This window comes from Halorubrum sp. AJ67 (assembly GCF_000513435.1).
Genome location: NZ_CBVY010000009.1, coordinates 21271 through 33782, shown reverse-complemented (window position 1 = coordinate 33782; position 12512 = coordinate 21271). Strand labels below are relative to the sequence as shown.

Here is a 12512-nt window from a genome sequence, read left to right as displayed (position 1 = left end):
GTCGAGAGCCCCGCGGACGCGGCCGACGCGCTCGACGAGGTCGGCGGTGCCGCGATGGCCGAGGAGTTCCTCGACTTCGAGCGCGAGATAGCCGTGATGGGACTGAAAGGGCCCGACAGTGAGACCCGGACCTATCCGGTCACGGAGACGGTTCACCGCGAGGAGATCCTCCGCGAGAGCGTCACTCCCGCCCGCACCGACGACGAGGTCGTCGCCGAGGCGCAGTCGGTCGCCCGCGACGTGCTCGACGTGCTCGACGGCCGCGGCGTCTTCGGGATCGAGCTGTTCGAGAGCCGCGAGGGCGACGTGCTGGTCAACGAGATCGCGCCGCGCCCCCACAACTCCGGCCACTGGACGATCGAGGGCGCGCGCACCTCGCAGTTCGAGAACCACGTCCGTGCGGTCCTCGGCTGGCCGCTCGGTCCGACCGACCTCGTCGCGCCCGCGGTGACCGCCAATATTCTCGGCGACATCGACGAGACCCAGCCCGCGACGCTCCGAAACGTCGAGACGGTCCTCGCCGCGCCCGACGCCGACCTCCACTGGTACGGGAAAGACGACGTCTACCCGCTCCGGAAGATGGGCCACCTCACGGTGACGGACGCCGAGTCGGACCCGGACGCCGTCTCGGTCGACGAGCGCGACGCGCTGCTCGACCGGACGCGGGAGCTACGGGACGGGCTGACGCTCCGCGACTGAGCCGTCCCGACAGGGTCGACCGACGCAGCCTCGCCGCATCCAGCACGACCAAATACGACACACGCCAACTCGCACACATGACCACCGTCGACGACCTCATCGACCGGATCGAATCGGAGGCACAGTTGGACGCCGACCCGGCGACGACCCCCGACGTGGGGATCATCATGGGGTCGGATTCCGATCTCCCCGTCATGGCCGACGCCTACGACGCGCTCGACGACCTCGGCTTCGCCGAGCAGACCGACTTCGACGACGCTCCGGACGCGCGGTTCACCTACGAGAGCTACGTCGTCTCGGCACACCGGACGCCCGAGCTGATGTACGCGTACGGCGAGACGGCGACGGATCGCGGCCTCGACGTGATAATCGCCGGTGCGGGCGGGAAGTCGGCCGACCTGCCGAACATGACCGCGTCGATCGCGTACCCCGTCCCCGTGATCGGAGTCCCCGTCCAGGAGAAGTCGGTGGACTCCGTCATCGGGATGCCGACGGGCGCGCCGATCGTCGCCGTTGACGCCGGAAAGTCGTACAACGCCGCCCTCTCGGCCGCGCAGGTGCTCGCACGCGAACATGACGTTGTCGCCGAGCGGCTGGTCGAGCTCCACGACGAGCAGAAGGCGGGCGTCGCTGACGTCTCGGCCGCCCTCCACGACTTGGGCGTCGACGGGTTCCGCGACCGGTAGCGGAACGTGTTCGGTCCCGGGGTTCGTCCGCGGCCGCCGCCGTACTTCCGGTTTCGGCCGTGAACTGCCGATACCGGCCCGCAAACCCCCGGACGCACAAGACTCAACGCTTATGAGGGGGCGGTCCAAACCCCAGCACGTTACGGAGACCTATATGAGCGATTGGATAGCGATTGGCGCCTTGGCGGTCGTCGGCCTGCTCATCCCGATAGCGATGATGACAGTGTCGGCGTTGCTCCGTCCGAGCGTGCCTGAGACCGGTAAAAGTACCACCTACGAGTCCGGCGAGACCCCGACTGGCGGGACGCGGATCCGGTTCAACATCCAGTACTACATGGTCGCGCTGTTGTTCGTCGTGTTCGACATCGAGACCGTGTTGCTGTTCCCGTGGGCGGTCATCTACCGCCCGGCCGTTCAGGCCGGCGTTCCGATGGCCGACCTGCTGTGGCCGATGTTGGCGTTTGTCGGAGTCCTCGCGGTCGGACTCGTCTGGGCGTGGCGGTCGGGAGCGATCAGCTGGGCCCGCAGCCCCCGCGCGACCAGCAGAAAGACGACGGAGGAACCCAACTAATGAGCAGTGATCAACCGTTTATCACCGACGAATCGCAGGTCGTAACCGAGACCCGAGACGCCCGGATGACCGGACAGGGAGATCGGTTCAACTCCCGGCTCCGGGAGGCGTTCGGCTCCTCGCCCTTTATCCTCACCAAGTTCGACAAGTTCCTGAACTGGTGTCGGGGCTCCTCGATGTTCATGCTGCAGTTCGGCATCGCCTGCTGTAGCATCGAGATGATGCACACCTACGCGGTGAAACACGACCTCGACCGCTTCGGGTCGGGCGTCCCCCGCGCCTCGCCGCGACAGGCCGACGTGATGATCGTCCCCGGGACGATCGTCTCGAAGTTCGCCCCGCGGATGAAGCGTGTCTACGACCAGATGCCCGAGCCGAAGTTCGTCGTCGGCATGGGCTCGTGTACCATCTCCGGCGGCCCGTTTCAGGAGGGGTACAACGTGATCAAGGGGGCCGAGGAGGTCATCCCGATCGACATCCACGTCCCCGGCTGCCCGCCCCGTCCCGAGGCGCTCGTCTACGGCGTCGTGAAGCTACAGGAGCGCGTCGCCAACGGCGAGGCCGCGCCCGTCACCGTCAAGCCGTACGAGCTAGAACAGTTCTCCGACCTCGAACGGGACGAACTCGTCGACAAGCTGACCGACCAGATCGACGACGACGAACTCGTCATGCGGTACAACTTCGCTGATTCGCCATGAGCCTCGAACGACCGGATACCACCGACGACGCGGCGATCGAGCGCACGCCAGACGAGCTGGAGGCGCTGCTCGGCGACCTTGTCGTCGCCCGCGACGACCATCTGAACGCGCCCGGGTTCGTCATCCGCCCGGACACCGTTCAGGAAACGCTCTCGATCCTGAAACAGCAGGCGGGGTACGACCACCTTTCGGTCGTCTCCGCACAGGAGTACGAGAACCGCTACGAGTCGATCTACCACCTGAAAAAGTACGACGACCCCACTCAGGAGGTCAGCGTCGTCGTCCCCGCGGACAAAGACAACCCCGTCTCTGAGACGGCCGAACCCGTCTTCCGCACCGCCGACTGGCACGAGCGGGAGGCGTACGACTTGATCGGCGTCGAGTACGAGGGACACCCCGACCTCCGTCGGATCCTGCTCCCCGAGACGTGGCAGGGCCACCCCCTGTCGATGGACTACGACAAGGATCGCCCCCAGATCGCGACGCTGCCGGAGCACGCGAACCCGCTTGAGGACCATCACAAAGACGAGGAGTCCGACACGATGTTCCTCAACATCGGGCCGCACCACCCGGCGACCCACGGCGTCTTACACCTGAAGACGGTCCTCGACGGCGAGCAGGTCGTCGACGTCGAGCCCGATATCGGCTACCTCCACCGCAGCGAAGAACAGATGGCGCAGTCGGGCACCTACCGCCACCAGATCATGCCGTACCCCGACCGCTGGGACTACATCTCGGCGGGGCTGCTCAACGAGTGGGCGTACGCCCGCGCGGCCGAGGACCTCGCGGACATCGAGGTCCCGGAGTACGCGCAGGTCATCCGAACGATGGGCGCGGAGATGTGCCGGATCGCGGCGCACATGCTCGCGCTGGCGACGTTCGCGCTCGACATCAACGGCGACTTCACGGCGACGTTCATGTACGCCATCAACGACCGCGAGCGCGTCCAGAACCTTCTGGAGGATCTGACGGGCCAGCGGCTGATGTTCAACTACTTCCGGCTCGGCGGCGTCGTCTGGGACCTGCCGGAGGACCGCGAGGCGTTCTTCTCGGACACCCGCGACTTCCTCGACCAGCTGCCGGAGTCCGTCGAGGAGTACCACAACCTCATCACCTCCAACGAGATATTCCAGATGCGGACGATCGACACCGGGGTCCTCCCGCCGGAGGTCGCGAAGAACTACGGCGCGACCGGTCCCGTCGCCCGCGGCTCGGGCGTCGACTACGACCTGCGTCGCGACGACCCGTACGGGTACTACGACGAGCTCGACTGGGACGTCGTCACCGAGGACGGCTGCGACAACTTCAGCCGCCTGCTCGTCCGGATGCGCGAGGTCGAGGAGTCCGCGAAGATCATCGAGCAGTGCGTCGACCTGCTCGAAGACTGGCCCGAAGACGAGCGGAACATCCAGGCGAACGTGCCGCGCACGCTGCGCCCGGACGACGACACCGAGATCTACCGCGCTGTCGAGGGCGCGAAGGGCGAACTCGGCATCTACATCCGCTCGGACGGCACCGACAAGCCGGCCCGGTTCAAGATCCGGTCGCCGTGCTTCTCGAACCTCCAGACGCTGCCGGAGATGGCGAACGGGGAGTACATCCCCGACGTCATCGCCGCGCTCGGTAGCCTCGACGTCGTTCTCGGGGAGGTGGACCGCTGATGGGCACGGCCCCCGCACAGCTGTTCCCCGAGTTCATCGTCGACACGCTCGGGCTCGACAGCGTGATCGGCGAGGTCGCGGCGTCGCTCGTCGCCGCGTTCGTCGTCGGCAACATCATCCTCGCGTTCACGGGCGTCGCGGGCCCGTGGGCGAAACGGAAGATCACGGCCGCGTTCACCGACCGGATCGCGGTCGACCGGATCGGGCCCTACGGCCTGCTCATCATCCCGGCCGCCGCGGTCCAGCTGCTCGCGAAGGAGCTCATCATCCCCGAGGGCGTCGACCGGCCCTCGTGGGACATCGCGCCGATCCTGCTGCCGGCGTCGGCGCTGCTCGGCTTCTCCGTCATCCCGATGGGACGGATCGGCCCGATAAACCTCCACCTCGCGGACCCGGAGGTCGGGTTCGCGCTGGTGTTCGCGTTCGCGTCGATCGCCTCCGTCTCGCTGGTGATGGCCGGCTACGCGTCGAACAACAAGTACTCGCTGCTCGGCGGCCTCCGCGCCGTCGCGCAGAACCTCGCGTACGAGATCCCGCTCATCGTCACGGCGATGTCGGCGGTGATCTTCGCCGGCACGCTCCAGATGAGCGGCATCGTCGGCGCGCAGACGGAGACGCTCGTGACCATCGGCGGCATCACCATTCCGTCGTGGTACGCGTTCGTGAATCCGTTCGCGTTCGTGCTGTTCCTCACGGCGAACCTCGCCGAGATCGGACGGAACCCGTTCGACATCCCCGAAGCGCCGACGGAGATCGTCGGCGGGTACCAGACGGAGTACTCCTCGGCGTACTTCGTCCTCTTCTACCTCGGGGAGTTCGTCCACATCTTCCTCGGCGGTGCGATCCTCGCCGTGACGTTCCTCGGCGGCGCTTCCGGGCCCGGCCCGGAGAGCATCGGCTTCATTTGGTTCGTGGTGAAGATCTGGGGCTTCTTCCTGTTCACGCAGTGGGCCCGCGCGGCGATACCCCGCGTCCGGATCGATCAGCTGATCGAGATCGGCTGGAAGGGTATGCTTGTGCTGTCGTTCGCGAACCTGGTTCTCACGGCCGTAATCGTGGGGGTGATCGCCTGATATGATCGGACTCATGAAATCCATGGCGACGACGATGAAACACGCGCTGGACGGGAAGACGTTCACGGTGGAATACCCGGAGGACGCGCCCGAAGTGAGCCCGCGGTTCCGCGGGGTCCACAAGTTCAGCCAAGAGCGATGTATCTGGTGTCGGCAGTGCGAGAACGTCTGCCCGAACGACACCATCCAGATCGTTCAGGACGACCAGCGTAACGGCGAGCAGTACAACCTCCACATCGGGCAGTGCATCTACTGCCGGCTCTGCGAGGAGGTCTGTCCCGTCGACGCCATCCTGTTGACGCAGAACTTTGAGTTCACCGCGGACACGAAAGACGACTTCGTGTTCAACAAAGAACAGCTCAAGAACGTCCCGTGGTACAAGGGTATCGACCCGCTGGAGTCCCGAAATCCCGATCGCGGCGCGTGGATCGGGGAGGGCGACGGCGAGGTCGACTACCAGTAGCGTCTCGAAATCTTCAAAGGGGTTCTCATAGGAGACACACACAATGGTTGAAGTCACCATCGCGTTCGGGCTGTTCGCCGCGGTTACGCTGGCGTTCGCCCTTGGGGTCGTCCTAGCGCGCGACGTGTTCCACGCCGCGCTGCTTCTGGGCGGAGCCCTCACGAGCGTCGCGGTGCATTACGTGATGCTGCGGGCGGAGTTTATCGCCGCCATGCAGATCCTCGTCTACGTTGGCGGGGTCCTCATCTTGGTCACGTTCGCCGTGATGCTCACGCGATCGGATTCCGAAACGGAGGTGAGTCGCGCGTGAGCAACGACGAGAGCCGCGGGTCGAAGATTGCGCCCGCAATCGCTGTCGGCGCGCTGTTCGCCGTGCTGGCCGCGACGGTCAACGCGGCGGCGTTCGACGCCGAGTTCGCCGGCTTCCCGGCCGACGCCTCGGTCGTCCACAACATCGGCTACTCCCTGTTCAATCTCGGCGGGTACGATATTGCGACGATCGGAGCCGAGGGGTTCCTCGCGGCGTTCCTAATCGCCGCGGTCGCGCTCGACGTCGCGGTCGACGGGGCCGTCTACCTCGCGAAACGCGAGGAGGACGGCTCCATCGTCTCCGCGGTCGGGCAGGCGCTTACCGACGGCGGCCGCGACGGAGGTGAGCGGCGGTGACCGCCATCGCCGCCTCGATCCCGCCGTCGTGGTACCTGCTGTTGGCGTCGGCCGTGTTCTGTATCGGACTGTTCGGCGTGCTGACGCGACGGAGCGCCCTGTACTTCCTCATGAGCGTCGAACTCATGATGAACGCGGCCAACATCAACTTCGTCGCGTTCGCGCTGTACTACGGCGACCTCACGGGGCAGGTGTTCGCGCTGTTCGTCATCGCGCTCGCCGCCGCCGAGGTTGCCATCGGTATCGGCATCATACTCGTGTTATACCGCAACTTCGGCACGACAGACGTGACCGTTCCCGCGGAGATGAGGTGGTAAAATGGTGGACGCATTCGCATACGTTCCGGCGATTGTACTCCTCCCGTTCTTCTCGTTCCTGATCGCGCTCGGCGCGGGCAGGTATCTCCCGAAGGGCGGAGCCTTCGGCGGCATCGCGGCCACGGCGGGGTCGTTCCTGCTTTCGATCTGGGTCGCGGCGACCGTCGCCGGCGGCCGCGCCTACAACGAGACGCTGTACCACTGGGCGGGCGAGGGCGGCGCGGGGATCGGTCCGACGAACGTCGAACTCACGTTCGGCGTCCTGATCGACCCCCTGTCGGCGCTGATGCTCGTCATCGTGACGCTCGTCGCGCTCTTAGTCCACGTGTTCTCGCTCGGCTACATGAACGACGAGGGCGAGACGGGGCTGCCCCGGTACTACGCCGGACTCGGCCTGTTCACGGCGTCGATGCTCGGATTCGTCGTCGCCGACAACCTGCTGATGGCGTTCATGTTCTTCGAGCTGGTCGGGCTCTGCTCGTACCTGCTCATCGGCTTCAACTTCCGGGAGCCGGGACCGCCGTCGGCCGCGAAGAAGGCGTTCCTCGTCACCCGGTTCGGTGACTACTTCTTCCTCGTCGGCGTCGTCGCGGTGTTCGCGACCTTCGGTACCGCCTCGTTCGCGGGCGAGGGGTCGTTCCCGGCGCTCGCCGACGCGGCGCTCAACGGCTCCGGCTCGGTCGCGTGGACGCCCGGCGGCCTCGAACTCCAGACGTGGCTGACGGTCGTCGGCCTGCTCGTCTTGGGCGGCGTGGTCGGGAAGTCGGCGCAGTTCCCGCTCCACACGTGGCTCCCCGACGCGATGGAGGGCCCGACGCCTGTCTCCGCGCTGATCCACGCCGCGACGATGGTGGCGGCCGGCGTCTACCTCGTCGCGCGGATGTACGGCTTCTACGCGCTCACGCCGACGACGCTCGCGGTCATCGCGTTCATCGGCGGTTTCACCGCCCTGTTCGCGGCGACGATGGGGCTGGTGAAGGACGAACTGAAGCAGGTGCTCGCGTACTCCACCATCTCGCAGTACGGGTACATGATGCTCGCGCTCGGCTCGGGCGGGTACGTGGCCGCGGTCTTCCACCTGACGACCCACGCCTTCTTCAAGGCCCTACTGTTCCTCGGTGCCGGGTCGGTCATCATCGCGATGCACCACAACGAGGACATGTGGGACATGGGGGGGCTGCGCTCGAAGATGCCGGTGACGTACTACACGTTCCTCGCCGGCTCGCTCGCGCTCGCGGGTATCTTCCCGTTCGCCGGCTTCTGGTCGAAAGACGAGATTCTCTACGAGGCGCTCGTCCACGCTCCCGGTGAACCCCTGCTGTTCGGCGCGTACCTGATGGGGCTGCTCGCGGTGCCCGTGACCGCCTTCTACACCTTCCGGATGGTGTTCCTGACGTTCCACGGTGAACCCCGGAGCGACACCGCCCGTGACCCCGAACCCGTTCGCTGGAACGTAAAGGGGCCGCTGACGGTTCTCGGGTCGCTCGCGGTGGTCACCGGCTTCATCAACATGGTACCGGTCCAGAAGGTGCTCGGAATCGAGGGGATCGACCTGCTCCACCTGTGGCTCGACAACCACTGGGGCGGCATCGAGGGGCTCTCCTCGCACCACTACGGCGACCTCGGTCCCTACAGCAGTCAGTACCTCGTCGGCGGTGAGGTCGGGACCGTCCTCGCCGGCGCGGCCGTCTCCCTCGGACTCGCGCTGCTCGGACTCGGACTCGCCTGGCGGCTCTACAACGTGGCGTCGCCGACGGAACACACCGCCAAGCTCGGCGGCATCAAAGACGTGCTGTACAACAACTACTACCTCGACGAACTGCAGGTCTGGCTCGCGTATCGAACGGAAGATGTCGCGGGCGGCGCGAACGTCTTCGATCAGGGAATCATCGACGGCGTCGTTAACGGCGTCTCCTCGGTGAGCCTGATCGGCGGCGGTCGGATCCGGAAGCTACAGTCCGGCATCGTCTCGCAGTACGCCGCGCTGCTCACCTTCGGACTCGTCGCGCTGCTGCTCGTGCTCGGCGCGACCGGGGGGTGGTTCCTGTGATGCTCGAAGCGCTCATGGCGGTCGCCTTCGCCGGCGCGCTGACGGTGTTCCTCGCGCCGGACGAGTGGGCCGGTCGGCTGGCGTTCGCGATCAGCCTGATCCCGTTCGTCGGGAGCCTCTACCTGTGGTCCGGCTTCGAGGCCGGCGGCAACGCGCTGCTCGGCGGCGAGATCGCGTACGCAACCCAAATCGAGTGGCTCGAAGTCGGCGGCCGGAGCGTCTCGTGGTTCGTCGGACTCGACGGGATCAGCCTCCCGCTTTTCGTCCTCACCACGTTCCTCGTGCCGCTGGCGATCCTCAGCGCGTGGACGCCCGTCGACACTCGACAGAGCCAGTTCTACGGGCTGATGCTGTTCATGGAGGCGAACCTGCTCGGCGTGTTCGCCGCGCTCGACTTCTTCCTGTGGTTCGTCTTCTGGGAGGCGGTGCTGGTCCCGATGTACTTCCTCATCGGGATCTGGGGCGGTCCGCGCCGCAAGTACGCCGCGATCAAGTTCTTCGTGTACACGAACGCGGCGTCGCTACTGATGTTCATCGGCTTCATGGGCCTCGTGTTCGCTCTCGGCGACTCGGTGTCGTCGTTCGCCCTGCCGGAGATCGCACAGGCGGTCGCCGCGGGTAACTTGGGCGAGTGGCTGGGCGTCGCACCGGACACGGTCGCGCTGTTCGCGTTCGTCGCGATGTTCCTCGGGTTCGCGGTGAAGGTCCCGATCGTTCCGTTCCACACGTGGCTCCCGGATGCCCACGTTCAGGCACCGACCCCGGCGTCGGTGTTGCTGGCGGGCGTCCTCCTGAAGATGGGGACGTACGCGCTGCTCCGGTTCAACTTCACGATGCTGCCGGAACAGGCGTCGATGCTCGCGGTGCCCATCGCGGCTATCGCGGTCGTCAGCGTCATCTACGGCGCGATGCTGGCGCTGGCACAGAAGGACCTCAAGCGGATCGTCGCGTACTCGTCGGTCTCGTCGATGGGGTACGTCATCCTCGGGCTCATCGCGTTCACCGAGTACGGCGTCGGCGGCGCGACGTTCCAGATGGTCGCGCACGGGCTCATCTCTGGGCTGATGTTCATGGCGGTCGGCGTCATCTACAACACGACGCACACCCGGATGGTCGGCGACATGGCCGGCATGGCCGACCGGATGCCGGTCACCGTCGGTATCCTCGTCGCCGGCGCGTTCGGCTACATGGGGCTGCCGCTGATGGCCGGCTTCGCCGGTGAGTTCTTCATCTTCGTCGGCTCGCTGTCCGCGCCGGCGCTCCCGTACGCGCCGGTGTTCACGGCGCTCGCGATGTTCGGTATCGTCATCGTCGCCGGCTACCTGCTGTCGGCGATGCAGAGCACGCTGTTCGGGCCCTTCGAGCTCGAAACCGACTACGAGGTCGGTCCCGCGGCGTTCCACGACGTCGCCCCGCTCGCGGTGCTTCTGGTGGCGATCATCGTGCTCGGCGTCGCGCCCGACATCTTCTTCGAGATGATACGTGACGCTGCCGTTCCCGTGGTCGAGGGGGTGACGATCAATGGTTGAGACGCTTCCGCAGGTGACGGCGCTGCTGCCGGCGCTGGTGCTGGCGGCCACCGGTCTCGTGTTGCTTCTGGTCGACACGATTAGCCCCGACGCGCGGTCGAACACCTCGATGGCGGTCGTGAGCGCGCTCGGCGCGCTCGCTTCGCTGTCCGTGACCGTCTGGTTCGTCGCCTCCGGCACCGGAAGCGTCGACACCGGCGGCGCGATCACGCTGTTCGCGGACGCGATCAAGGTCGACACGATGGCGTTGTTCTTCACCGCCATCTTCGCGTCGGTGACCGCGCTGGTGGTCGTCGCGGCGCACGACTACTTCCACGACCACGATAACCCGGCGGCGTTCTACTCGCTGACGCTGTTCGCGGCGACGGGGATGGCGCTGCTCGCGGTCGCGAACTCGCTCGCGGTCGTGTTCGTCGCCTTGGAGATGGTGTCGCTGCCGTCGTACGTCTTGGTGGCGTACCTCAAGCAGGACCGCGGGAGCGTCGAGGCGGGGCTGAAGTACTTCCTCGTCGGCGCGCTGTCGTCGGCGATCTTCCTGTTCGGCATCTCGCTCGTCTACGCGGCCACCGGATCGCTCATCTTGGCGGACATCGCGTCGGCGTCCATCGAGGGGCTTGCCGGCGTCCTCGGCGTCGGCGTCGTGATGATGATCGGCGGCGTCGCGTTCAAGACCGCCTCCGTCCCGTTCCACTTCTGGGCCCCGGAGGCGTACGAAGGCGCGCCCGCCCCCGTCAGTGCGTTCCTCTCGTCGGCGTCGAAGGCCGCCGGGTTCGTCGTCGCGTTCCGCGTGTTCACCGAGGCGTTCCCGCTAGGGATGGCGGTCTCGGCGAACGTCAACTGGATGCTCGCGTTCGCAATCTTAGCCGCCGTCACGATGACGCTCGGGAACTTCGCGGCCGCGGTCCAAGAGGAGGTCAAGCGGATGCTGGCGTACTCCTCGATCGGTCACGCCGGCTACGCGCTCATCGGCGTCGCCGCGCTCACGCTCGACGGGCCGGCGAACGGCACCGTCATGGGTGCGGCGATGGCCCACCTGCTCGTCTACGGGTTCATGAACACCGGCGCGTTCCTGTTCGTCGCGATGGCGGAGCGGTGGGGCGTCGGCCGCACGTTCGCGGACTACGCGGGCCTGTGGCGGCGCGCGCCGGTCGCCTCCGTCGCGATGGCCGTGTTCATGTTCTCGCTGGCCGGCCTGCCGCCGTTCGCCGGCTTCTTCTCGAAGTACTTCCTGTTCCAGGCAGCCATCGACAACGGCTTCCTGTGGCTGGCGGCGCTCGGCGCGGTCAACAGCGTCGTGTCGCTGTACTACTACAGCCGGGTCGTGAAGGCGCTGTTCTTGGACGACCCCGAGTCGCCGAGCGCGCTCGACGCGGTCGACGTGCGGCCGACGGCGCTGTACGCCGCGGTCGTCTTCGCGGCGGTCGCGACGGTGCTACTCTTGCCCGGTTTCGGTCCCGTCATCGAGACGGCCGAGGCGGCGGCGTCCGCGCTGTTCTGATCGCGCCCCTTCCGGGTGACTTCCGTTTTCCGTCGGTTCCGTACTCGCTGAACCAGCGTCGGGTCCACCGGTTCGGACTGACGGGTCTCGTGCCGGCGACCACAGATACTCGTCCGTCCGGCACCTTGATCCGAGCGTGTCTCTGACCACGATCTACCGGTGTCTGAACTGTCTCGATCACGCCGTCACGCGGTCGTTCGACACGTCACACCTGTCGCGCACCTGCCCGAACTGTGACTCGTTCGAGCGGTTCGTCAATCAGGCCGTGATCGACCGGTTCGAGGCGCTGGAGGCGTCTCCGCCGGCCGAGTTCGACTGGAATCGGCTGGAGCGACGGGAGAAACTGCTCGTGGCGGAACGACTCGCGCGGACGGACGCGACGCTCGCGGACGTGACCGTGACGGAGACCGAGAGACCCGCCGGCTCGGACGGTGAGACGGGTAACGGGGAGTCCGCGGAGGCTGGAGCGGACGGGTCGACGGAGGCGAGAGAAAGAGCGGGCGACTCGACGGAGCCTGAGCCGTAGCTACCGCGCGTACAGCTTGCCGCCGACGAGGGCCGCGAGTCCGACGCCGTCGCCCGGCGTGACCGCCACGTAGGG

At 66.6% G+C, this 12512-nt stretch carries 14 protein-coding genes; all 14 read left to right on the top strand.

Features of this window, described 5'->3' with window-relative positions:
• The coding region (locus tag BN903_RS09160; protein ID WP_048077448.1) for an ATP-grasp domain-containing protein at positions 1 to 699 on the top strand (699 nt) is incomplete at its 5' end.
• A gap of 77 nt (positions 700 to 776) precedes the next feature.
• The gene (purE, locus tag BN903_RS09155; protein ID WP_048077447.1) at positions 777 to 1385 is read left to right on the top strand and encodes a 5-(carboxyamino)imidazole ribonucleotide mutase; all 609 of its coding nucleotides are present in this window, start codon (positions 777 to 779) and stop codon (positions 1383 to 1385) included.
• A 154-nt stretch (positions 1386 to 1539) separates the two neighbouring features.
• Entirely contained in the window at positions 1540 to 1956 is a 417-nt protein-coding gene (locus BN903_RS09150) for an NADH-quinone oxidoreductase subunit A (RefSeq protein ID WP_048077446.1), read from the top strand.
• The gene (locus BN903_RS09145) at positions 1956 to 2654 is read left to right on the top strand and encodes an NADH-quinone oxidoreductase subunit B (RefSeq protein ID WP_048077445.1); all 699 of its coding nucleotides are present in this window, start codon (positions 1956 to 1958) and stop codon (positions 2652 to 2654) included. The genes BN903_RS09150 and BN903_RS09145 overlap by 1 nt, the downstream gene beginning before the upstream one ends.
• On the top strand, positions 2651 to 4315 hold the full coding sequence (locus tag BN903_RS09140) for an NADH-quinone oxidoreductase subunit D (protein ID WP_048077444.1): 1665 nt from the start codon (positions 2651 to 2653) through the stop codon (positions 4313 to 4315). Before BN903_RS09145 ends, BN903_RS09140 begins: the two co-directional genes overlap by 4 nt.
• Positions 4315 to 5388: a complex I subunit 1 family protein gene (locus tag BN903_RS09135; RefSeq protein WP_048077443.1), complete on the top strand. Its 1074-nt coding sequence runs from the start codon at positions 4315 to 4317 to the stop codon at positions 5386 to 5388. The genes BN903_RS09140 and BN903_RS09135 overlap by 1 nt, the downstream gene beginning before the upstream one ends.
• A gap of 1 nt (position 5389) precedes the next feature.
• Positions 5390 to 5851, top strand: a complete 462-nt coding sequence (locus tag BN903_RS09130) for an NADH-quinone oxidoreductase subunit I (RefSeq protein ID WP_006629674.1) — start codon at positions 5390 to 5392, stop codon at positions 5849 to 5851.
• Between the two features lie 43 nt (positions 5852 to 5894).
• A complete protein-coding gene (locus tag BN903_RS09125) occupies positions 5895 to 6161 on the top strand; it encodes an NADH-quinone oxidoreductase subunit J (protein ID WP_006629673.1) in 267 nt (88 codons plus the stop codon).
• The gene (locus BN903_RS09120) at positions 6158 to 6517 is read left to right on the top strand and encodes a hypothetical protein (protein ID WP_048077442.1); all 360 of its coding nucleotides are present in this window, start codon (positions 6158 to 6160) and stop codon (positions 6515 to 6517) included. Before BN903_RS09125 ends, BN903_RS09120 begins: the two co-directional genes overlap by 4 nt.
• Positions 6514 to 6834, top strand: coding sequence for an NADH-quinone oxidoreductase subunit NuoK (nuoK, locus tag BN903_RS09115; RefSeq protein ID WP_048077441.1), 321 nt, complete (start codon positions 6514 to 6516; stop codon positions 6832 to 6834). The genes BN903_RS09120 and nuoK overlap by 4 nt, the downstream gene beginning before the upstream one ends.
• A 1-nt stretch (position 6835) precedes the next feature.
• Positions 6836 to 8884 (top strand): NADH-quinone oxidoreductase subunit L, encoded by a 2049-nt coding sequence (gene nuoL, locus BN903_RS09110; protein ID WP_048077440.1) that lies wholly within the window; start codon positions 6836 to 6838, stop codon positions 8882 to 8884.
• Complete coding sequence (locus BN903_RS09105; protein ID WP_048077439.1) at positions 8884 to 10413, top strand: NuoM family protein; 1530 nt, start codon at positions 8884 to 8886, stop codon at positions 10411 to 10413. The genes nuoL and BN903_RS09105 overlap by 1 nt, the downstream gene beginning before the upstream one ends.
• Positions 10406 to 11911 carry an NADH-quinone oxidoreductase subunit N gene (locus BN903_RS09100; RefSeq protein ID WP_048077438.1) on the top strand — a complete coding sequence of 502 codons (1506 nt, stop codon included), beginning with the start codon at positions 10406 to 10408 and terminating at the stop codon, positions 11909 to 11911. The genes BN903_RS09105 and BN903_RS09100 overlap by 8 nt, the downstream gene beginning before the upstream one ends.
• A 136-nt stretch (positions 11912 to 12047) precedes the next feature.
• The gene (locus BN903_RS09095) at positions 12048 to 12437 is read left to right on the top strand and encodes a hypothetical protein (RefSeq protein WP_048077437.1); all 390 of its coding nucleotides are present in this window, start codon (positions 12048 to 12050) and stop codon (positions 12435 to 12437) included.
• The last annotated feature ends 75 nt before the right edge of the window (positions 12438 to 12512 follow it).